This is a genomic window from Streptomyces capillispiralis (assembly GCF_007829875.1).
Taxonomy (GTDB): Bacteria; Actinomycetota; Actinomycetes; order Streptomycetales; family Streptomycetaceae; genus Streptomyces; species Streptomyces capillispiralis.
Map to the genome: position 1 here is coordinate 7,358,476 of NZ_VIWV01000001.1, position 21,544 is coordinate 7,380,019.

Sequence of the window (21,544 nt, forward strand, 5' to 3'; positions counted from 1 at the left end):
GCGAACCCCATGTCCCGCGTCGGTATCGAAGCGATGAACGTGTTCGGCGGCTCGGCCGTGCTCGACGTCATGCAGTTGGCGCGGCACCGCCAGCTCGACCTCGCGCGCCTGAACAACCTCCTGATGAAGGAGAAGACGGTCGCGCTGCCCTTCGAGGACCCGGTCACCTTCGGGGCCAACGCGGCCCGGCCGCTCCTCGACCGCATGAGCGAGGAGGAGAAGAGCCGCATCGAACTCCTCATCACCTGCACCGAGTCGGGCTTCGACTTCTCCAAGTCGGCGAGCACGTATCTGCACGACCAGCTGGGCCTGAGCCGCAACTGCCGCATGTTCGAGGTCAAGCAGGCCTGCTACGCGGGCACCGCCGGATTCCAGATGGCCTGCAACTTCATCCTCTCCGGCACCTCGCCGGGCGCCAAGGCCCTGGTGATCGCCACCGACATCTCGCGCTACATCCTGGAGGACGGCGACGACGCGGCCGCGCAGGACTGGGCGTACGCCGAACCCAGCGGCGGCGCGGGCGCCGTCGCCCTGCTCGTCAGCGACGCCCCGCACGTCTTCCAGCTCGACGTCGGCGCCAGCGGCACCTACGGCTACGAGGTGATGGACACCTGCCGCCCCGCCCCGGACAGCGAGGCCGGCGACGTCGACCTGTCCCTGATGTCGTACCTGGACTGCTGCGAACAGGCCTACCGCGCCTACGAGGCCAAGGTGGAGGGCGCCGACTACCGCGACACCTTCCAGTACCTCGCCTTCCACACCCCCTTCGGCGGCATGGTCAAGGGCGCCCACCGCACCATGATGCGCAAGTTCGCCAAGGCCAAGGGCGCGGAGGTCGCCGAGGACTTCGAGCGTCGCGTCGCGCCGGGCCTCGGCTACTGCGGGCGCGTCGGCAACATCATGGGCGCGACGGTCTTCCTCTCCCTCGCCGGCACCATCTGCGACGGCGCCTACCCCGACCCGCGGCGCATCGGACTCTTCTCGTACGGATCCGGCTGCTGCTCGGAGTTCTACAGCGGTGTCGTCACCCCGGACGGCGCGCGGCGGCTGCGGGCCATGGGCATCGAAGCCCATCTCGACGCCCGCCACGAGCTCTCCCTCGACGAGTACGACCAGCTCCTGCGGGACAGCGCGTTCGTCCGCGTCGGCACCCGCGACACCGTCGTGAACCAGGACTTCGTCGCCCGGACCGCCCGGAGCGCCGCGGGCGCGTCACCGCGCCTCGTCCTGCGCGCGATCAAGGAGTTCCACCGGGAGTACGCATGGATCGACTGACCTACTCCACCCTGCGCGTCCGCGAACAGGGCAGCGTGCTCTTCGCCCGGATCCACAGGCCGGAGGCGGGCAACGCCATCAACGCCACGCTCGTCCACGAACTCGACGACGTCCTGACACGCGCCGCCGGCGCGCAGCACACCACCGTCGTCGTGCTCGAAGGATCGCCCGAGGTGTTCTGCTCCGGTGCCGACTTCGGCGTGATCAGCGACGCGGTGCGCACGGGCCGGGACACGTCCTTCGACCCCGAGCCGATGTTCGAACTCTTCCGGCGCTTGGCGTACGCCGACGTGCTCACCGTCGCGCACGTGCGCGGCAGGACCAACGCGGGCGGCGTCGGCCTGGTGGCCGCGTGCGACGTGGTGATCGCCGACGAGAGCGCGACCTTCGGCCTCTCCGAGCTGCTCTTCGGCCTGATCCCGGCCGTCGTGCTGCCCTATCTGATCCGCAGGACCGGCTTCCAGCGCGCCCACTACCTCGCCGCCACCACCCAGACCGTCGACGCCCGGCAGGCCCACGAGTGGGGACTCGTCGACGCGCTCGGCACCCCCGGCGAACCCCTCCTGAAGCGCCACCTCCAGCGCCTCGGCCGGCTCTCGAAGAAGGGCGTCGCGGGCTACAAGGCGTATCTGCGCGAGCTGTCCCCGCTCACCGAGCACACCAAGGACGTCGCCCTCGCCACCAACCGCCGCGTCTTCGGCGACCCCGACAACCTACGGGCCATCCGGCGCTACACCGAGGAGGGCGTCTTCCCCTGGGAGACCGCGAGCCAGGACGCCACCGCCGCTCCGCCCCCGCAGCCGTCACCGCCCCCGCAGCCGTCACCGCCCCCGCAGCCGTCACCGCCTCCGCAGCCCTCCCCGAGCGAGACCACCGTGGAACCACAGCACCGGCGGCCCGCCGTCCCGTCGCGGCCGCCCGCCCTGTCGCCCCGGGCCCTCGGCAGCCCGCACTTCCGCGCGGCCCACGGCGTCGACTACGCCTACGCCGCCGGAGCGATGTACAAGGGCATCGCCTCCGTCGACCTGGTCATCGCGCTCGGCAACGCGGGCATGCTCGGCTTCTTCGGCACCGGCGGGCTCCCCCTCGACGAGATCGACGACGCGATCACCCGCATCAGGAAGGAACTCGACCCCGGCCGCGCCTTCGGCATGAACCTCCTGAACAGCCCGGACGACCCGGACCTGGAGGACCGTACCGTCGAGCTGTACCTGCGCCACGGCGTGCGCTCCGTCGAGGCGTCCGCCTATCTGCGGCCCACGCTGCCGCTCGTCCGCTACCGTCTCGCGGGCCTGCGCACCGACGCCGAGGGACGACTCCGCCAGGACCACCACATCGTCGCCAAGGTGTCGCGCACCGAGGTCGCCGAGCACTTCCTGCGCCCCGCCCCGGAACCCCTGGTCCGCCGCCTGCTCGACGACGGCCTGATCACCCCCGAGCAGGCCGGACTGGGCGCCCGCCTCCCGCTGGCGCAGGACCTGTGCGTCGAGGCGGACTCGGCGGGCCACACCGACGGCGGCAACGCCTACGTCCTCATGCCCGCCATGCGCGCCCTGCGCGACCGCGTGACGCGCGAGCAGGGCTACTCCGAGGAGAACGGCGTGCGCGTCGGCGCCGCGGGCGGCATCGGCACCCCCGAGGCCGCCCTCGCCGCCCTGACCCTGGGCGCCGACTTCCTCGTGACCGGCTCCATCAACCAGTGCACCGTGGAGGCCGGGACCAGCGACGAGGTCAAGGACCTCCTCCAGGGCCTCGGCGTGCACGACACCGAGTACGCGCCCGCGGGCGACATGTTCGAGGTCGGGGCCCGCGTCCAAGCCGTCAGGAAGAGCACCTTCTTCCCCGCCCGTGCCCAGAAGCTGTACGAGCTCTACCTGCGGCACGACTCCCTCGACGACCTCGACGCACGCACCCGGGCCACCCTGGAGAACAAGTACTTCCGGCGGTCCCTCGACGAGGTGTGGGAGGAGACCCGCGCCCACCTGGCACGGCGCTCCCCGGCCCGGCTCGCGGAGGTCGAGCGCAGCCCCAAGCAGAAGATGGCCCACGTCTTCCGCTGGTACTTCGTGCACTCCACACGCCTCGCGCTGCGCGGCGCGGAGCCGCGCGTCGACCACCAGATCCACTGCGGCCCCGCCCTCGGCGCGTTCAACACCTGGGTGCGCGGCACCGAGCTGGAGCCCTGGCGCGGCCGCAGGGTCGACGTCATCGCCGAGCGGCTGCTGCGGGGGACCGCGGCCCTGCTCTCCGAGCGCATGGCCGCCTACGGCGCCCTGGCCGCGGGCGGCACCCCGCCCTCCTCCGACACCACGACGGCTGAGTGATCACATGACTTCCGTGTACGTATTCCCCGGGCAGGGCTCCCAGCGCAAGGGCATGGGCAAGGAGCTGTTCGAGAAGTACCCCGACCTGGTGGCCCGCGCGGACCGGCTGCTCGGCTACTCACTGCGCGACCTGTGCGTCGACGACCCCGACCGGGTCCTCCACCGCACCGAGTACACCCAGCCCGCCCTCTACGCCGTCAGCGCCCTGCAGTACCTCGACCACGTCGACTCCGGCGGCGCCCCGCCCGCCGTCGTCGCCGGGCACAGCCTGGGGGAGTACAGCGCCCTGTTCGCCGCGGGCGCCTTCGACTTCGTCACCGGGCTCGACCTCGTGCGCCGGCGCGGCGAGCTGATGAGCCGCGCGCCCAAGGGCGCGATGGCCGCCGTCGTCAACCTCGACCAGGAGCGCGTCGCGGAGATCCTGGCCGCGCTGCCGTACTCCGGCATCGACATCGCCAACATCAACTCCCGCGGCCAGTGCATCCTCTCCGGCGTCCACGACGAGATCCACGCGCCCGCCGTCCGCGCGGCGTACACCGAGGCGGGAGCGAGGTTCGTCCCCCTCAACGTGAGCGCGGCCTTCCACTCGCGTTGCATGGCCGACGTCCAGGACGAGTTCGCCCGCCACCTGGCGGGCGTCGCGTTCCGCCCGCTGCGCATCCCCGTGATCGCCAACTGCACGGCACGCCCGTATCCCACGACCGGATACACCGACCTGCTCGTGCGGCAGATCTCGAGCCCCGTGCGCTGGTACGAGTCCGTCTCCCGGTTGCTGGCGAGCGGCCACGACGACTTCCGTGAGTTCGGCCCCGGGGACGTCCTGACCAAGCTCACCGCCAAGATCCGCGAGGAGCCGCTGGCCGTGGCGGAGCCCTCACCCCTCTCGGGGCCCGTCGCCCCGCCGCACCCGTCCGTCCCCGCGGGACCGCCGCGCCCCGCCCCGCACCGGACCGCGCGGCGCCCCGAGGTCGTCTTCATGTACGGCGGCCAGGGCACGCAGTACTACCGCATGGGGCAGGAGCTGTACGACACCCACCCCGCGTTCCGCGAGGCCATGGACCGCTGCAGCGCCCAGTACGAGGCCGCACAGGGCACGTCGCTGGTCGCCGCGATGCACGACGGAACCCGGCGCGGCCAGGACTTCGACGACATCCTGCACACGCACGCGGCGCTCTACAGCGTCGGCTGGAGCCTGACCGAGGCCCTGCGCGCGGAGGGCTTCCGGCCCGACGCGGTCCTCGGCCACAGCCTCGGCGAGTACGTAGCGGCGACCGTTGCCGGGGCGATGTCCTTCGAGGACGGCCTCGACCTCGTGATGAAGCAGGCCCACCTCCTCGAGCTGCGCTGCCGCCCCGGCGGCATGCTCAGCGTCCTCGCCCCGCCCTCCCTGTACCAGCGGCGCCGCGACCTGTTCGCCGGACTCGCCCTGGCGGGCGTCAACTTCCACGGCGAGGACACCGGCAACTTCGTCGTGAGCGGCGAGGCCGAGCGGGTCACCGAGGCCCGCGCAGCGCTCGACCGGGAAGGGGTGATCGCCGTCCGGCTGCCGGTGCGCCACGGCTTCCACTCCAGCCTCCTCGACGACATCCGGCACGAGTGCCGGAGCCTGGGGCGCGCGGTCACGGTGAACTCGCCCGGCCTGCCGGTGTATTCGTGCGTGTACGCGGCAGAGCTGGACGCCACGGCGCTGACCGGCTGGGACGACTACGCGTGGGACGTCGTCCGGGGCCGCGTGCGCTTCGACGAGCTGATGGCCACCGCGTTGCGCGACCCGGCACGCCACTACTTCGTCGACCTGAGCGCCAGCGGCTCCTTCGCCAACTTCCTCAAGCACGGCTACGGCCCCGGCTACCGGGGCGCGTTCGCGATCAACCAGTTCGGCAACAACGCGGCGTCGATGCGCCGGCTGTGCGAGGGCCTGGAGGAGATCACCGGAAGGGCGTCCGCCCTGGTCTGACTCCGGCGGGCACGGAGCAGGGGCCCACCGTGCCTTGGTGGGCCCCTGGCGCCTTCTCGGGCAGGTGCCGGCGTCGGCCCGGTCAGCCGGCCGAGACCGGCAGCGAGGCCACACCGCGCACGTTGATGCGGCCGTTCCAGGTCACGTCACCGGCCAGGGCGAGGTCCGGGAACCGCTTCAGCATGCGCTCGAAGGTGATGCTCGCCTCCAGACGGGCCAGGGCCGCGCCGAGGCAGTGGTGCGAGCCGGAGCCGAACGCCAGGTGGGCGCGGGCCCCTTCGCGGTCCAGGCGCAGCGTGTCCGCGTCCTCGCCCCAGCGTGCGGCGTCGCGGTTCGCGGAGGCGAGAGCGGCGACCACCATCGAGCCCGGCGGGATCTCCACGCCGCTGAGCACCGTCGGCTCCAGCGTGATGCGGCGGCTCGACTGCAACGGGCTGTCGTATCGCAGCAGTTCGTCCACGGCGTTGGGCATGAGGCCGGCGTCCGCGCGCAGCGCGCCGAGCTGCTCGGGGTGGCGCAGCAGCGCGAGGGTGCCGTTGGCGAGCAGGTTCACGGTCGTCTCGTGGCCCGCGATGTAGAGCAGCTCTATCTGCGCGACCAGTTCGTCGTCGCTCAGCTTGTCGCCGTCCTCCTCGGCCTCGATGAGGGCGGTCATGAGGTCGTCGGCGGGGTTGCGCCGCTTCCAGGCGATCATCTCGGCGGTGAGGGCGGCCAGTTCGGCGTCCGCGTTCTCGATCTCCTGCATGAGGGCGGGGTCGGCGACGGGCTCCAGGGAGCGGACGATCGTGCCGCTCAGCTCCCGGATCCGCTCGTGGTCGGTGGGCGGGGCGCCCAGCATGTCCGCGATCACCGTGAACGGCAGCGGCGAAGCGAGCGCGGGCACCAGGTCCGCGCCGCCGTCCTCGGCGATGCGGTCGAGCATGCCGTCGACGAGCTCGCCGATGCGCGGTGCGAGCGCCTGGATCGACTTCGGTGTGAACGCCTTCTGCACCAGGCGCCGCAGCCGGGTGTGGTCCGGGGCGTCACGGTCGATCATCGAGAAGCCGTCGATGAGCGGCGTCTTGCGCGACTCGTCCTTCTGGCGCAGGCTCTCCAACCCGCTGGAGTCGACATTGCGCAGTTCGACCGATGCACCCGAGCGCAGCAGGCCGAACACGTCCTCGTACCGGGTGACCACCCAGAACCCCATGGGGTGCGGATAGACCGGGGCGGTTTCGCGGAGCGTCGCGTACTGCGGATACGGATTGTCGGTGAACCCCTCGGCGAAGGGATTGAACAGCGGTATCTGTTCCTGAGGGAGAACGCCCCCGGTCATCTCGAGCTCCTTGCGTTAGCACCGGTTGGAGGGACCCCGGCGGCCGGTTCCGAGGGAACCACCGCCTCTGCCATCGGCCGCGGCGGGATAAGAGTGCGCGGATCACAGTAGTGCGGCCGGGGCACCAGCGGCACCGGCCGGACGAGGACGGACGCGGGGGAGTACCTGGCGAGGCCGGGCGGGGGACGGAGCCCTCAGGTTGCTTACGAGTCAGGCCGCCCAGTGCGACGGGCGCTCCAAGGGGTGGGGGATCTTCGTGCGGGCGTCGCCGCGCGCGGCGTTCAGCTGAGGCTGGGTGAGGAACAGCGCGCCGCGCAGGTCTGCCCCGCACAGGTTGGTGTCCCTCATGTCCGCGCCGATCAGGTCGGCGTCGCGCAGGTCGGCGTCGGACAGGTCGGCCGCGATGAGGACGGCGCCGCGCATGCTGGCGCCGCGCAGCTTCGCGCCGCGCAGCCGCGAGCCGATGAGGTTGGCGCCCCGGTGGTTCTTCTTGCGCCCCGGGACCGCCGCGCGGGCCAGTTCGCTGGCGCGCAGGAGCAGTGGGTTCACTTCGCCGCGCAGTGCGTCCACGTCGACAGCGAGCAAGGTCTGGGCCGTGTCCCGGGTGAGCGCGTCGATCTGTTCGTACGCGCGGCGGAGGTCCCGGTGGACGGGCCGGGCCGAGGGCAGGTCCAGGGCTTGCGCGGTGTACTTCAGGAGCTCCTGGAGCTGGCGCACGACGGGGAAGACCTCGTACATCGCGCGGGCCGAGTCCGGGTCCTCGCGCCAGCTGACGCCCTTGAAGGTGACCTGGGAGACCTTCTGGCCCGCGCCGAAGCAGTCGAACACCGTGCAGCCGCTGTAGCCCTTGTCGCGCAGCCGCTCGTGGATTCCGCAGCGGAAGTCATCCTGGAGGTTTCCGCAGGGCGTGCCGGCGGACTTGTTCACCGGGAAGTCCGACGAACGCGAGAAGGGCAGCGCCACGCAGCACAAACCGAAGCAGCTGCCGCAGTCGGCTTGCAGGTCGGGGTGGGCGGCGTACGAGGTGCGCTCGGGCAAAACGGTGACTCCTGGTTCGCGTGCGGCGAGGGCGGCGTGTCCGCATCCCCACGCTCCCATTGTCCCCCATCAGCAGATTCTGCTCGTATGCGGATCGTGACAGCTGGTCCGTGGGCGGCGGAAAGGAGAAGAGGTGGCCGCTGACCTGGGAGCACTTCGTCGGTGAGAGGCTCCCACGGCCCCGCGCCCGCTGTTCGCCGCGCTCGACCACCGGACCGGATCGCACTGCCGGGCTGTCCCGTCCCCAAGCGGTGGACACCTCCGACCCCGGGCGGCAACGGCCGCTCGGTTCTCCCCGGAGGCGTCTGGTGAACCTGTCGTCGCGCTGCGTGTCCATGGGGCTGGTTTGTACTGGTCAGGGGGGCGGGAGGAACGGAAAGGTGGTCGGGGAGTCTCTCTCCGCCCTTACCGTCGCACCGTTCGGTATATCGAGAAATGTTCGAGGCGACTGCGGATCCATAGGTGCGGCCGCAATGCGGCATCGATACCGCCGACATCTTCAAGTGGCAGGCGCGGGAGGCTGATTGGCCGGATCGGTGATGCCGGAAAAGTCGTGCGGCAGGCATTGACGCACAGGGGGTGGCACCCTACTTTCTGACCGATCCCCCGAACTGTGTTCGTCATTCCGAACGCGGACTGGAGTCGTCGAGCGGGCCACCACTCGTACCGGCTCGTCCGCCACCGTTCGCGCGCCACCCCCACAGACACCTGGAGAGCCGATGAACGCACGTCCCCGTACCCCGGCCATGCCGTCCCGCAGACGGTTCCTCGGCGCCGCCGCGGCCACGACGGCGGCCCTGGCGGCCGATCTCTCCCTGGGCGCCCGGCCCGCCCGGGCGGCCGACTCCGCCTACGTCATGGGCTACTTCACCGAGTCGCCCGACTGGCTCGGCGCCGACTACGGACTGCACCTGGCCGTCAGCCGGGACTCCCTCAACTGGACGCCGCTGAACCAGAACAACCCCGTCGTCACCCCCACCGCCGGCGCGGGCGGCCTGCGCGACCCGTTCATCATGCGCAAGCGCGAAGGCGGCTTCATCGTCCTCGCCACGGACCTCAAGGGCACCGACTGGGGCTACAACAGCCAGACCATCCACGTGTGGGACTCCGCCGACCTGCGCACCTTCACCAACTACCGCCGCCCCCACCTGCACGACATGGCCACTCACAGCTGGGCCCCCGAAGCCTTCTGGGACGCGAGCCGCGGCCAGTACGCCATCCTCTACTCGGCCGTGAACTCCACCGGCCACAACGTCCTGATGGTCAACTACACGAGCGACTTCACGACCGTCTCCGCCCCCCAGGTCTTCTTCGACCCCGGCTACGACGTCATCGACGGCGACATGGCCGTCGGCGTGGGCGGCGTCAACTACCTGTACTTCAAGAGGAACGGCACCCTCGTGGGCGCCCGCTCCACCTCACTGAACCCGGGCAGTTTCACCCCCTTCGGCACGGCCGTCTCCCACGGCGGCACCGAGGCCCCCACCCTCGTGAAGTCCCTGACCTCCCACACCTGGTACCTGTGGGGCGACACCTACAACCCCAACGGCGTCCTCTACGCCTGGCAGACCACCGACCTCGCGGCCGGCACCTGGACCCCGGTGGACCAGAGGCTCTACACCCACCCGGTCAACGCCAAACACTGCACCATCGCCCCCATCACCGCCGCCGAGTACGACGGACTCCTCGCCCGCTGGGGCGCCCCCGTGTGGAACCGGCTGAAGTCGTACAACTACCCGGCCCGCTACGTCCGTCACGCCGACTACCTGGCGCGGATCGACCCCTACCCCTTCGACCCGTACACCGACTCCCAGTGGAAGCTGGTCCCCGGACTGGCCGACACCTCGGGCGTCTCCTTCCAGTCCGTCAGCCACCCCACCCGCTACCTGCGGCACTACGACTACGCACTCCGCCTCGACGCCCACGACGGCACCGCCGCCTTCGCCCAGGACGCCACCTTCCACCGGACCGCCGGCCTGGCCGACGCCGCCTGGTCCTCCTTCCGCTCCCACAATCACCCCACCCGCTACATCCGCCACTCCGGCTACGCCCTGCGCATCGACCCGGTCGCCACCGCCACGGACCGCGCCGACGCCACCTTTTCGGTCGGTCATTGAGCCGGAGTGGTAGGGGTGTCGGCGGCGATCCGGTCGATCGGCAGCGGGGTGCCGTCCAGGATCACGAAGGCTTTCGCCCGTGGTCGAGAACCCGTCCACCAGGAGCTTCGTCGTTCCGTGCAGCTGGCAGCTTCCAACACCTCACCGCCGCAGTCAGGTGGGAAAGGGCTCACTGTCGGGGCGAGGGTGCGCACGGTCCCGTTGTTCAGGCCGTCTTCTGTTTGTCCGTGGGTTCGCGGTCGTCCCGGTCCACGACGCCGGTTTCCATGATGGCGGTGCTGTTGTAGAGGGTGGAGGGCTTGGTCCCGGCTGTGTGCGTGAGGTAGGAGCGCGAGCCGAGAAGTGTGAAACTGTTCCGGTCGAAGATCCACTCGTCTCGAGTCGCGGCGCCGGTCTCCTCGCGGGTGATTCCGATCCCGTGGCGCCCGGCAGCGTCGGTGGCGTCGGGAGTCACGCTCACGCCTGGGATCGTGGCGACGGTCTTGTACAGGGCCGCGGCATTGGCCGGCGGCATGACCGTTTCGTTCAGGAGATCGCCGATCTTCCTGAAGACGGCCTGATCCTTCGATTCGTTCTCGAGGGGTCGAGTCTGGGCGTAGAGCAGTTTGCGCAGAGCATCGGTGTCGGTGGGCAGCTTGGCCAGCCACTGGTAGGTGGGCCGGTCGATTCCGGCTGGGACTCCCTGCTCGGCACTGCCGTCAGGGGCGGCCGTCTCGATGGGAATCCGCTGCCCGGACATGGGAACACCCTTTCCGGACTCACGGATCACCCCGGTGCGAGTGATCGGTGCGGAGTCCTGAGACACCCAGATCTCGCGGCGGTGTGGAGCGCCGAGCTTCACCGGGCCGTCGAAGGCGCCTTCGTTGCCGCGGACCAGGCTTCGGACGTAGACGAATTGGTCGTCGCGGACCGGTTCGACGTCGACTTCCATGGACGCGGCGGCGATGCGGTCGAGCGTGAGCACTACGCCGTTCGCTGCGGCGTGCTTCGCGTCGGTCGCCTCCGCCTTGGCGCCAGGTTCCTGCTCCGTGCCGGGAAGCGTGAGGATCAGAGCGCCGGCGAGGGCCATGGCCGTGGCGGGCAGCAGGAAGACCGGACGCAGCCACCGCCGCTGAAGCGCAGGCGTCACCGGGGTGGGGGCGGCCGTCTGCTCCTGGTCGATCTCGCGCAGCAGCACGTTCCGGTGGTGGAGGTGGCGGGTGGGCGTGAGGTCCCATTCGGGTGCGTCCGGCAACAGCCCGCGCAGATGTGCGGCGTCGTCGCCGGAACCGTCATGGCGGTTAGAGGCAGTCATCGGCTTTCCTCCTGTGAGCACGCGGCCGCGAATGCGGCCTGCTTCTTTACCTCTCCGCGGGGGCCGTGCGGTTCCATGTTCTTTGCGCTGAGCCGATCGAGCCGTCGGCGGGCGCGCGCGAGCCGTGAGCGCACGGTGCCCAGGGGAATGTCCAGTGCCTCGGCGCATTCCTGGTAGGTGAGGCCGGACCACACGCACAGGACGAGAACTTCACGGTCCTGGCTGCGCAGTCCGCTGAGGGCGCTGCGGACCACGGCCAGCCTGCGGGCGTCGTCGATCCGGCCCGCGCTCTCCTCGGCGAAGTCCGTCACCGCAGGTGGAGCCGGTTGGCGTGAGAGGAACAGGCGCTGTCGGCGCAGGCGGCGTGTGGCATTGTGCGCCTTATGGGTGGCGATCCCCAGGAGCCACGGTCTGAGCGACCCGCCCTCGACGTTCAGGGAAGCCCGGGTGCGCCACGCGGCGAGGAACGTCTCGGACATGATGTCCTCCGCCAGCGACCAGTCCCCGGTCAGCCGCAGCCCGTGGTTGTACACCGCACGCGCGTGTGCGTCGTACAGGGTGCCGAACGCATCGCGGTCCCCGGCTCTTATGCGCGCACGTAGCTCATCATCTCGATCTGTGTCTCTCACACCATGTACTCTCCGCAGCCCCGCCGGGGTTCCCGTGGCCTGCGTCACACCCCTTCCGGGCCGACACGAGTCCACAGGGGGATCTCTCCTGCACCCGCGCAAACGGGCACACGCCCGGAGCGACGCCCTAGATGTGCTGTCCCGGGACGTTGGTGACACGCGTGCTGGGCGGCCTCGTTTGCGCCCTGGGGAGGCGGCCTGCTCGACGGTACTACCGCAACACGACGCGACACCGCCCGTATCCCAGTGACCTCTCCGAGGCGCGCTGGGAACCAACTGATCGGACCCACGCAATAAAGGTCGCAGGCCGCAAGCACCATGCTGCCGTGAAGGGGAACTGCCGTGTGTGGGTGCGGTATTCCGGAGGGGCTCCCCGCGCGAGGCGATACCGATTCAGTGTGCGCGGGATTCTCGCGGTCACGGGTGCGGACGGAGCGGGGCGGGCGGACACCCGCACCCGCACGGGGCTTCGCCGCCGCACCGTCGAGGCGCCGCCGCGGTGGGTCTTTTGCCGGAACCCGGCAACGTGCGAGGCGGCCGTCCGTCCGGCTGAGGGCAGTGAGGATTGTCAGAGCCCGGTGGCAGGATGCGAAGCCGTAGCCGGAGACTCGCACAGAGGGCGGAGGACGCATGCGCAGGCCACGTCTCGCTCCGCCGCCACCGGAGCCGCATCTGATGACGCACGTCAGGGCCGTGGTCTGGGGCCCCGCGGAGTTCGTCGGGTTCCCTCCGTGGCGGCTGGTGGGGAAGGGGCTTCTCGCCGGGACCCTCGGTGTGGCGTTCATCGTGGGGTCCACGGTCGTCGGCGCCTGGTACGGCCTGCCCGTACTGGCCAGGGGCGAGGCCGCTCTGGTCGGTGTCGGCGCGCTCTGCCTCTATCTCGGCCTGGTGCGGGCGGGCCGGGCGCTGATCGGCATGGTCGCCGTGCTCGGCGTGTGCCTCGCGCTCCAGGCGCCGCAGGCGGCCACGGGTGTGGTGCCGGCGGAGCGGGGGCGGGTGGAGGCCGGGGTGGTGACACTGGACGAGGGCGGGCCGGTCGCCGTCGTCCACGACCCGAACGGACGGGTGCCGTCGCGCGGGGTGGCGGCGGACGCGACGGCGGGAGGGGCGCTGCCCGGCCTCGGCGGCCGGGCAGCGGCACTGGTCGCCGGGTGCGTGGTCGCGGTCGTACGCTCCCACCGCCTGACCCACACCACGGCCGTCCCCGTGCGGGACGCCGACGCGAGCCCGCCCTGAGGAGCCGCAGAGACGGCAGTAGGCGGAGTCGTGCCGACGGCCGGTGGCGGTTCGCCGCCCCCCCGGTGGCGGCTCACCACCGGGGGATGAGCGGCGGCGTGTCCGGTTCGTGCCGGCGCCAGGCCGCGGTGAGGCGGATCAGACGGGCGGGGGCGGCGATGCCGCGCACCGTCGCGATCCTCCCGTCCGCGATGTCGAAGGTCACGGCGCCGACCACCTTGTCGCCGACCACGACGAGGACGGCGGGGGCGCCGTTGACGAGGGCGTAGTGCATGGCCGGCGTACCGCCGGCGAGTCGCCGTTTCGCGGGCGTGGGGGTGAAGCCGGCCCGTGCGACGGCGGCGATGCGCCGCGGGGTGTCGAACCGCAGCAGCCGCTCGGCCAGGCCGGCGCCGTCGGAGATCGCGGTCGCGTCGTCGGTGAGCAGCGCCACCAGCCGTTCGGTGCGGCCGGACGAGGCGGCGGCGAGGAACTCCTCGACGACCTTGCGGGCGGATGCGGGGTCCGTCCCACCGCCGCGGCGGCGCGCGGTGGTGAGACGGCGCCGGGCCCGGTGGAGGTGCTGCTGGCTCGCGGACTCGGTGAGGTCGAGGATCCCGGCGATCTCGGCATGGCTGTACGAGAACGCCTCGCGCAGGACGTAGACGGCCCGTTCGAGGGGTGACAGGCGCTCCATGAGGGTCAGCACGGCCAGGGAGACCGATTCGCGCTGTTCGAAGGTGTCGGCCGGACCGAGCATCGGGTCGCCGTCGAGGAGCGGTTCGGGCAGCCAGGCGCCGGCGGTGCGTTCGCGGCGGGCCTGTGCCGAGCGGAGCCGGTCCAGGCACAGGTTGGTGACGACCCTGGTCAGCCATGCCTCCGGCACCCTGATCCGCCGCCGGTCGGCGGCCTGCCAGTGCAGGAAGGCGTCCTGCACGGCGTCCTCGGCGTCGGTGGCGGAGCCCAGCAGCCGGTACGCCAGTGAGGCCAGCCGGTTCCGGCCGGCCTCGAAGCGGCCGGTGTCGAACTCGTCGGCGGCGGCGCTGTCCACGCGGACCACCCTAGGAGGCGTCGTTCGCGACGCGCCGGGAGACGGACGGCACACCCTGGGCGGTCCCGACCGGTTCGGCGGCGGACGACGCGTCCGGCGCGACGGCCACGCGGCGCTTCCTCCGGGGCAGGCCGAAGGTCGGGTGCGCGATGGCCCACAGGGAGAGCCCGAGGATGCCCGCCTTGATCCGCGCGGCCGTCGGGCCTCCCAGGTACTTCGGCTTCGGCCGCGCCTCGGCGTCGACCATCTGCAGGATCGCGTCGCGCCGCCCCAGGCTGATGTGGTTGCCCACGTAGACCAGCTTGGTGTGCGCGATGCCGCGGCCGGTCAGGCGTCCCACGATCGCGTCCGCGGCCTGCCGGCCGGTGTAGCCGGCCGAGGCGCAGGACATCGGCAGCGGCCGGCCGTTGTCGCCGACGGCCCAGGCGCTGTCGCCGACGGCGTAGACATGCGGGTGCGAGACCGACCGCATGGTCCCGTCGACGACGATCCGGCCGCTCTCGGTGACCTCCAGCCCGCCGGCGGCGGCGAGGGGGCCGACCGCGAACCCGGCCGTCCACACGGTCGCGTCGGACGCCAGGGCGGTGCCGTCGGCGCACAGCACCCGTGTCGCTTCGACGGCTTCGACGCCGGTGTGCTCCAGGACGGTGATGCCCAGCCGGTCGCAGGCCCGCCGCAGGTGGCCGCGGGCCCCGGCGGAGAGCTGGGCGCCCAGCTCCCGGCGGGCCACCAGCGTCACCGACAGACCGGGCCGGGACTCGGCGATCTCGGTGGCGGTCTCGATGCCGGTCAGCCCGTCGCCGACGACCAGCACCCTCCCGCCCTCTCCCCGCCGGTCCAGGCCGTCCAGGCGTTCGCGCAGGCGCAGCGCCGAGGGCCGGCCGGCGACGTCGAAGGCGTGCTCGGCCACGCCGGGGACACCGTGGTCCGCGACGTGGCTGCCGAGCGCGTGGACCAGGGTGTCGTAGCCGATCTCACCGCCGCCGGCGTCGTCGGCCACGGCGACGACACGGCGCTCGGGGTCGACGGCCGTGACACGGGCCAGGCGCAGCCGTACCCCCGTCCCCGCGAAGACATCGGCGAGCTTCCGGGTGCCGGCCTCGTGGCCGGCCGCGAGCTGGTGCAGCCGCAGCCGTTCGACGAAGTCCGGCTCGGCGTTGACGACGGTGATCCCGACGTCCGCCGGCGACAGCCGGCGGGCCAGGTTCCCGGCCACGTAGGCCCCGGCGTAGCCGGCGCCGAGGACGACGATGCGGTGCTTCATGGTCTGCTCCCTGTCGGTTCGCTTGCTCCCGTGGACTGAGCGGAACGGCGACCCGATTGCTGACAGGAAACGCATGTGACGTGAGTCACACCCGCTGGATGGGTGTCGTACGACCCGCACGACCGTACGGCGCGCGGACGCGGCGCACGCCGGCGGGGTGCTGCGGCGCTCCGCGTCAGGACGGGGCGAGGACGCAGAACTCGTGGCCCTCGGGGTCGGCCAGGCACGTCCAGGGGACGTCGCCCTGGCCGAGGTCGATGTCGGTGGCGCCGAGCGCCCGCAGCCGGGCCACCTCCGCCTCCTTGTCGTCACCGGGGTACGGCAGCAGGTCGAGGTGGACGCGGTCCGGCACGGTCTTCACGTCCGGTGTCCGGAGGAACTCGAGATACGGGCCGGTGTTCCCGGCGGAGCGCAACACCGCCTGGTCGTCGGTCACCTCGCGCAGGGTCCAGTCCGTCGCCTCGCCCCAGAACCGGGCCATGGCCCGCGGGTCCGCGCAGTCGACGACCACCGCGGCGATCGGCCCGGTGTCCCGGTACACCTCCCGGGGCTCCAGCACGCAGAACTCGTTGCCCTCCGGGTCGGCGAGCACCGTCCACGGCACCCGGCCCTGGCCCACCTGGGCGGGCGTCGCGCCGAGGGCGCGCAGGCGCGCGACCAGCTCCGCCTGGTGGGCCGCCGAGGTGGTGGCGAGATCGAGGTGCACCCGGTTCTTCGTCGCCGTCCCCGGTTCCGGAACGGGCACGACGTCGATGCCGAGGACGACCGGGTCCGGCCACACGAGGCCGCCGCCGGGGCCGACATAGGTGGTCACGCCGGGGCTGTACGCGGTCCAGCCGAGCGCCTCCGCCCAGAACCGGCCGACCGCCGGAGCATCGAGGGCCTTGATGTTCACCATGACGGGTCGCAGTGCCATGCCGGCGATCCTAGGGACTCCGCGACGACAACCTCAGGTGTGCCGACACCGAACCGAATCCGTCCGCCCGACCGTTACCCCGCCGGATGAAGTGCCGGGGCGCTGCACGCGCCTCTCCGGCGTCACGCAGACCGTCGGGCACGGCACCGCCTGACGTCCGCCGAGCGCGGTGCACCCGCGCGTGCCGGCATGGGTCCCGGAGCTACGCCAACCCCATCGACATCGTCACCCAGGCGCTGGACGTCTTCATCACGGTTTGAGGAACCCGTCTCCCGGCCGTGCTGTGCCGTCCCCGGGGCGCGTGGCCGCTCAGGACAGGCGGATCACCGCGTACGACTCCCCGTCCCCCGGCGGCCGTGTCCAGGAGCGGGTGGTGAACGTGTGCAGCCGCCCGTTCACGATGGCGTGACGGGGGAGAGCGACGCCGAACTCCCGGGCCACGGCGTCCAGCAGCGGCCGCTCCACCGCGGCGGCGTCCAGCGGGTCGCCGAAGAAGCGGCCGGGGTCCAGCGCCCGCGGTATCTCGCCGCTCGTCCGGAGCCGGCCGTCCGCGTAGGTGAACGCGTACCGCTCGACGCCGTCCCGCGCCACCGAGAGGTGGAAGTACGGTTCCCCGTGCCATGTCCTCAGACCGCTCCACACCACCACCGCGCGGGTGCCCGCGCCGGCGGCCGCGGCCGGGGAGACGAACCGCTGCCGGTGGAACGGGGCGGGGTCGTCGTCGAAGGCGAAACTCCACCCGGTGCCGGTCCGGCCGACCGCCATGAGAGCCCTGTCGTCGTAGGACGAGAACTCCCTCCCGCTGCGCGACGACCCGTGACGCGCATCCCATGAGGTCATGGGCTCGTTCAGCACGGTGCCGTCCCCGTCCGCGAGACGTCCGGGCAACTCCTGCGGCCCCACACCCTCCACCAGGACGAACCGGTACGACGTGCGGCGGTTGCCGGGATCGGGCTCCGCCAGCCACGTCAGGCCGCCCGGGTCGACGCCGGCCGTCGGTGCCGGTGCCTCGCCCCGTTGTCCGGCCCTCGGCGTGGACAGCAGTTCGCGCCCCCGCTCCGGGGTGAGCAGTGGCCCGAGCAGGAGGTCGGCCACCCATCCCAGCGGGACCAGGTGGTCCGGGCCCAGCGGCTCCCACAGCGGCACGGCGTCGGCCAGCGTCCGCCATGCGCCGTCGGTGTCACCCCACCGCGCCAGCTCCCGCGCCCGTTCCACCGCTTCCCCGAACGGTCCGGCCGCCGTGTACCGGTATGTACCGGCGCGCATCTCCTCCAGGATCGCGCCGGCCAGTGCCATCAAGTCGGCGTCGGCGCCGCGCAGTCGCACCTTCAGCGTGGAGTCGTCCCAGTACGAGCGCGCCGCGTGCTCTGCGACGAGCGGCGGCAGCAGTTCGGGAGCGTACCGAGCGTCCGTCACCAGCTCCTCGTAGGACGACCTGTGGGTCCGTCCCAGCAGGACGCGTATCTGGTCCCCGAGACCGGCGGCCCGTGGACGGCCGTATCCCCTGGCCTCGTCCAGAGCCTCCAGGGCCTGTTCCCAGCCGCCGCGCAGCGCCTCCAGGCGGGCCTCCTCCACGTGGGCGTCGAGCGCGCGCGTCGTGTCGTTGACGAACTCCGGCTCCCCGTCGCGGCGTCGCGCCCCCAGACCGTGGAACTCCCGGTACATCGCCCGCATGAAGGCGAGGAAGTCCGCGTGCCGCTCGGGCGGTGCCGCCCGCCAGCTCGACCACGTGTACACGGCCCACTCGCCGTCCTCGTCCACGTCCTCGGGATCCATCAGGACGTGGGTGACATCGGACTCGACGTCGAGCTGCAGCCCGCGCCGCCAGATGCCGGCCTCCCACCGCTCGTCCGGCCCGGCGTCCTCCTCGAACAGGTCCGCCAGTCCCGACTCGTTGGCGTGCCAGTGCGCTTCCTCGGTTCCCGCCAGCAGCCACACGAACCCGCCCGCGTGCCGCCATCCGTCGCTGACCGCGAGGAACTGCCGGTACGACGGCGGCATGCGCCGGCCGAGGCGCTCCTCCATGGCCGCGATCCGCTCCTCGGACGCAGGGGGGAAACCCAGCCAACGCCCCTGTCGCGCGGCTTCGTCGCCCTCGTCCCGCGCCCTGTCGTCGGGCAGGGAGTCCGCCCACTCCCCGCTCCACCGGAGCAGGAAGGACCGCCAGTCGTATGCCGTCGTGTCCGTCACACGACCGATGCTGCCACCCGCCACTGACACCGCCCGGTCCGCGGAGTGATCCACTCGACCACCACTTGTCTGCCAGGATGTTCACATGAACACTGCGCGACTTCGCATCGTGGTGGACGCGGGCCCCGGAGCCGATGACAGGGAACGTGTCGAAGCCTCGCGGCAGTTGCGGGAGATGCTGCTGCGACAACGGGTCGAGCAGGTGGTTCCCGCGCGCACGGAGACCGCGCCTCCCGGAAGCAAGGCGGGCGAGCTGGTGGTCGCCGGCACCCTGGTGGTGACGCTCGTCCCCGCCGTCATCAGCGCGGTGGTGGCCACGGTGCAGGCATGGTCGGAGCGGGCGGCGGGGCGCAGCGCCAGTCTGGTGCTGGGCGAGGACAGCCTGGAACTGACCGGCCTGTCCGCAGGACAACAACAGCAGCTGATCGACCGCTTCCTGGAGGCAACGGCCGGGGGTGCGGAGGAGGCGGCAGCCGATGAGCCGGCGTAAGGCCCTGCTGATCGCCACCGCGACGTACGAGGACCCCCAGTGGAACCCGCTGAAGGCGCCCCTGCGGGACGCCGAGGAACTGGCCGCGGTCCTCGGGGACCCCGCGATCGGCGGTTACGAGGTGACCCAGGTCCTGGACCAGCCGGCGTACGCGATCCAGCGGCACGTGCAGCGCTTCTTCAACGAGGCGTGGCGCGACGACGAGCTGCTCGTCTACTTCTCCTGCCACGGCATCAAGGACTACGACGAGAAGCTGTACTTCGCCGGCACGGACACGGTGAAGGAGCCGGACCTGCTGGAGTCCTACGCCGTACCGGCGGAGTTCGTCAGCAGGCAGCTCCAGCGGTGCCGTGCCGAACGGAAGGTGCTCGTGCTCGACTGCTGCTTCAGCGGCGCCTTCCGGCTGGGCGCGAAGGGGGACGGCGCGGACCTCGACCTCCGCACTCCCTTCAGGGGCAGCGGAACGGTGGTGATCAGTGCGACCGACGAAACGCAGCCGGCGTTCGAAACGGTGTCCGCGGAGGGCGACAGCGGCACCCTGCTGTCGGTGTTCACCGCCGCGCTCGTCGAGGGGTTGAGGACGGGGGCGGCCGACGTCGACGGCGACGGCCGGGTGTCCGTGGAGGACCTGTACCGGTACGTCAGCCGGGAGATGCGGGCGGGCCGGACGAGGCAGACGCCGAAGCTGTGGATCCTGGACGGCGTGGGCAGCCTCGTCCTGGCCCGGCGGGGGCGGGGCGGGGAGAAGCCCGGCCCGCCGGTGCCGGAGGATGCCGCCCTCTCCTCCGGCGGCCCGGTGACCCGCGTGGTCCCCGCCCTCCCTGCCCGTGACCCGGTGACCTCCGCGGTGCCCGTCCTCAGCCCGGCGGCCGAGGTGCTGGCCGGTCTGTCCGCGGTGGCCGGCCTCCTGCGGCACACCGTCGGACCAGGCGCACGCCCGCTGTTGATCAGCCGCCCGGACGGGTCGGTCGCACCGCTCACCGACCCGGCCGTGATCACGCGGGAAGTGGTGGTGCAGCCCGGCGGGGCCGCCACGGGGGCGCGGCTGGTGCGCGACCTGGTGGACAGGATGCGGCAACGGGCAGGGGACGGTGCCGCCACCGCGGCCCTCGTACTCGACGCGTTGCTGCGGCACTTGCAGCCGGCGCTGGACGACGGGACGAGCCCGGCCCTTCTGGCACGGGCCGTCCCCGGCACTTTCCGCCGTGCGGAAACGCTGCTGGGCGACGGGCGCTCGGTCGAGACCAAGGAGGAGATCGCCGACATCGTCGTGACCACGCTGCGGGATCCGCGGCTGGGTGAGGTGGTCGCCGACGCCCTGAACAGGGTCGGCCGGGAAGGCGTCCTCGTCGTCCAGGAGTCGGCCACGCCCGGCCTGGAACTCCTGCGCGTGGAAGGCATGGTCGTCCCGGGCGGCTGTCTCTCTCCGCACTTCCTCACCGACAAGGGCGCCGGCACCGCGGTCCTCGACGACCCCCGCATCCTGCTGCACAAGGGAGTCGTCCCGTCGCGAGGCTCCCTGCTCGCCCTGGTGGAGAAGGTGAGGAGCACCGGACGGCCCCTGCTGGTGATCGCCGAAGGCGTCGACGACGAAGCGCTGTCGGCGCTGCTCGTCGGCAAGAAGGGCGCCTTCACCTCCATCGCCGTCAAGGGCCCCGACCGCAGCCGCCGGGGCCTCGACCTCCTGGGCGATCTCGCGGCCCTCACGGGCGGCGAAGTGGTCGCCGAGGACACCGGACCCGGGCTGGGCGACGTCACCCCGGACATGCTCGGCCGCGCCCGCCGAGTCCTCGTGACCGAGGATCACACGACCGTCGACGAGGGCGCGGGCTCACTGGAACAGATGCACGGCCGTATCGACAGCATCCGCGCCGACATGGAGAACAGCGGCTCCGACGCCGACCGTGCCTGGCACGGTGAACGGATGGCCCGGCTCGCCGGAGCGGTGGCGGTCGTCCGCGTCGGAGCGCCCACCCCGGCCGAACGCGAACGGAAGACGGCCGACCTGCACCGTGCCACCCGGCTGGCGAAGGCCGCTGTGGCGGACGGTGTCGTCCCGGGTGCGGCGGCCGCGCTCGCGGTGGCCGGCGGCCGTCTCGTCACCCCGGCCAACGCGGACCCGGACGCCGCGCGCGCTGCCGCGAACACCCTCGCCCAGGCGCTCGCCCACGGACTCGTCCAGCCGTTGCGAGCCGTGGCCGACAACAGCGGTGACCCGGACGGCACGTCGGTGCTCGTCATGGTGCGGTCGGCGTGGCCGCACCGGACGTACGACGCCGCTACCGCCACCTTCCCGGAGACGTCGGCGGCCGGGGTCCTGGACCCGGTGTCCGTGCCGCGCACGGTATTGCGGGAAGTCGCCCGCTCCGTCGAGGAGTACCTGTCCCTCTTGTAGCGGCGGCCCCCGTACGAGCCGGGCGGCCATGCCGACGACCGCGCCCCTGCGTCTCCTGGAACGTACGGCGATGG

Annotated in this window: 15 protein-coding genes; 7 read left to right on the forward strand and 8 right to left on the reverse strand. The window is 72.0% G+C overall.

Features of this window, described 5'->3' with window-relative positions:
* Positions 1 to 9: 9 nt before the first annotated feature.
* From FHX78_RS32215 to fabD, 3 genes are read left to right on the forward strand one after another with little or no spacing between them, the layout of a single operon-like run.
* Positions 10 to 1,275, forward strand: coding sequence for a hydroxymethylglutaryl-CoA synthase family protein (locus FHX78_RS32215; protein WP_145870880.1), 1,266 nt, complete (start codon positions 10 to 12; stop codon positions 1,273 to 1,275).
* Positions 1,263 to 3,599: an enoyl-CoA hydratase/isomerase gene (locus FHX78_RS32220; protein ID WP_145870881.1), complete on the forward strand. Its 2,337-nt coding sequence runs from the start codon at positions 1,263 to 1,265 to the stop codon at positions 3,597 to 3,599. Before FHX78_RS32215 ends, FHX78_RS32220 begins: the two co-directional genes overlap by 13 nt.
* 4 nt (positions 3,600 to 3,603) lie before the next feature.
* Positions 3,604 to 5,556, forward strand: coding sequence for an ACP S-malonyltransferase (gene fabD / locus FHX78_RS32225; RefSeq protein ID WP_244403716.1), 1,953 nt, complete (start codon positions 3,604 to 3,606; stop codon positions 5,554 to 5,556).
* Between the two features lie 82 nt (positions 5,557 to 5,638).
* Here the strand turns inward: fabD and FHX78_RS32230 are convergent, their stop codons facing one another.
* Together FHX78_RS32230 and FHX78_RS32235 are read right to left on the reverse strand one after the other, a co-directional pair.
* A complete protein-coding gene (locus tag FHX78_RS32230) occupies positions 5,639 to 6,871 on the reverse strand; it encodes a cytochrome P450 (RefSeq protein ID WP_145870882.1) in 1,233 nt (410 codons plus the stop codon).
* Positions 6,872 to 7,081: 210 nt separating this feature from the next.
* Positions 7,082 to 7,909, reverse strand: coding sequence for a pentapeptide repeat-containing protein (locus FHX78_RS32235; protein ID WP_145870883.1), 828 nt, complete (start codon positions 7,907 to 7,909; stop codon positions 7,082 to 7,084).
* Positions 7,910 to 8,628: 719 nt separating this feature from the next.
* On the opposite strand from FHX78_RS32235, the gene FHX78_RS32240 reads away from it, so the two are divergent.
* Positions 8,629 to 10,026, forward strand: coding sequence for a glycoside hydrolase family 43 protein (locus FHX78_RS32240; protein ID WP_145870884.1), 1,398 nt, complete (start codon positions 8,629 to 8,631; stop codon positions 10,024 to 10,026).
* Positions 10,027 to 10,231: 205 nt separating this feature from the next.
* On the opposite strand, the gene FHX78_RS32250 is transcribed toward FHX78_RS32240, so the two are convergent.
* Positions 10,232 to 11,320, reverse strand: coding sequence for a CU044_5270 family protein (locus tag FHX78_RS32250; protein ID WP_189908647.1), 1,089 nt, complete (start codon positions 11,318 to 11,320; stop codon positions 10,232 to 10,234).
* Complete coding sequence (locus FHX78_RS32255) at positions 11,317 to 11,949, reverse strand: RNA polymerase sigma factor (RefSeq protein WP_145870886.1); 633 nt, start codon at positions 11,947 to 11,949, stop codon at positions 11,317 to 11,319. Before FHX78_RS32255 ends, FHX78_RS32250 begins: the two co-directional genes overlap by 4 nt.
* 675 nt (positions 11,950 to 12,624) lie before the next feature.
* Here FHX78_RS32255 and FHX78_RS32260 point away from each other — a divergent pair.
* Entirely contained in the window at positions 12,625 to 13,185 is a 561-nt protein-coding gene (locus FHX78_RS32260; RefSeq protein ID WP_208766194.1) for a hypothetical protein, read from the forward strand.
* Positions 13,186 to 13,258: 73 nt separating this feature from the next.
* Here the strand turns inward: FHX78_RS32260 and FHX78_RS32265 are convergent, their stop codons facing one another.
* The 4 genes from FHX78_RS32265 to FHX78_RS32280 all read right to left on the reverse strand — a co-directional run bounded on the left by FHX78_RS32265 (position 13,259) and on the right by FHX78_RS32280 (position 18,585).
* The gene (locus FHX78_RS32265) at positions 13,259 to 14,215 is read right to left on the reverse strand and encodes a sigma-70 family RNA polymerase sigma factor (RefSeq protein WP_189908645.1); all 957 of its coding nucleotides are present in this window, start codon (positions 14,213 to 14,215) and stop codon (positions 13,259 to 13,261) included.
* Positions 14,216 to 14,225: 10 nt separating this feature from the next.
* Positions 14,226 to 15,479, reverse strand: a complete 1,254-nt coding sequence (locus FHX78_RS32270; RefSeq protein WP_145870888.1) for an NAD(P)/FAD-dependent oxidoreductase — start codon at positions 15,477 to 15,479, stop codon at positions 14,226 to 14,228.
* Positions 15,480 to 15,654: 175 nt separating this feature from the next.
* Positions 15,655 to 16,395, reverse strand: coding sequence for a VOC family protein (locus FHX78_RS32275; protein WP_145870889.1), 741 nt, complete (start codon positions 16,393 to 16,395; stop codon positions 15,655 to 15,657).
* Between the two features lie 309 nt (positions 16,396 to 16,704).
* Entirely contained in the window at positions 16,705 to 18,585 is a 1,881-nt protein-coding gene (locus FHX78_RS32280; RefSeq protein ID WP_145870890.1) for an SMI1/KNR4 family protein, read from the reverse strand.
* An 85-nt stretch (positions 18,586 to 18,670) separates the two neighbouring features.
* On the opposite strand from FHX78_RS32280, the gene FHX78_RS32285 reads away from it, so the two are divergent.
* Both FHX78_RS32285 and FHX78_RS32290 read left to right on the forward strand, forming a co-directional pair.
* Positions 18,671 to 19,075, forward strand: coding sequence for a hypothetical protein (locus tag FHX78_RS32285; RefSeq protein ID WP_145870891.1), 405 nt, complete (start codon positions 18,671 to 18,673; stop codon positions 19,073 to 19,075).
* Positions 19,062 to 21,470, forward strand: a complete 2,409-nt coding sequence (locus tag FHX78_RS32290) for a caspase, EACC1-associated type (protein WP_145870892.1) — start codon at positions 19,062 to 19,064, stop codon at positions 21,468 to 21,470. Before FHX78_RS32285 ends, FHX78_RS32290 begins: the two co-directional genes overlap by 14 nt.
* Positions 21,471 to 21,544: the final 74 nt, after the last annotated feature.

Coding starts and splice junctions, on each gene's coding strand:
- FHX78_RS32215 (WP_145870880.1), top strand. CDS start 10: ATGTCCCGCGTCGGTATCGAAGCGATGAACGTGTTCGGCGGCTCGGCC.
- FHX78_RS32230 (WP_145870882.1), bottom strand. CDS start 6,871: ATGACCGGGGGCGTTCTCCCTCAGGAACAGATACCGCTGTTCAATCCC.
- FHX78_RS32275 (WP_145870889.1), bottom strand. CDS start 16,395: ATGGCACTGCGACCCGTCATGGTGAACATCAAGGCCCTCGATGCTCCG.
- FHX78_RS32260 (WP_208766194.1), top strand. CDS start 12,625: ATGACGCACGTCAGGGCCGTGGTCTGGGGCCCCGCGGAGTTCGTCGGG.
- fabD (WP_244403716.1), top strand. CDS start 3,604: ATGACTTCCGTGTACGTATTCCCCGGGCAGGGCTCCCAGCGCAAGGGC.
- FHX78_RS32270 (WP_145870888.1), bottom strand. CDS start 15,479: ATGAAGCACCGCATCGTCGTCCTCGGCGCCGGCTACGCCGGGGCCTAC.
- FHX78_RS32285 (WP_145870891.1), top strand. CDS start 18,671: ATGAACACTGCGCGACTTCGCATCGTGGTGGACGCGGGCCCCGGAGCC.
- FHX78_RS32220 (WP_145870881.1), top strand. CDS start 1,263: ATGGATCGACTGACCTACTCCACCCTGCGCGTCCGCGAACAGGGCAGC.
- FHX78_RS32250 (WP_189908647.1), bottom strand. CDS start 11,320: ATGACTGCCTCTAACCGCCATGACGGTTCCGGCGACGACGCCGCACAT.
- FHX78_RS32290 (WP_145870892.1), top strand. CDS start 19,062: ATGAGCCGGCGTAAGGCCCTGCTGATCGCCACCGCGACGTACGAGGAC.
- FHX78_RS32240 (WP_145870884.1), top strand. CDS start 8,629: ATGAACGCACGTCCCCGTACCCCGGCCATGCCGTCCCGCAGACGGTTC.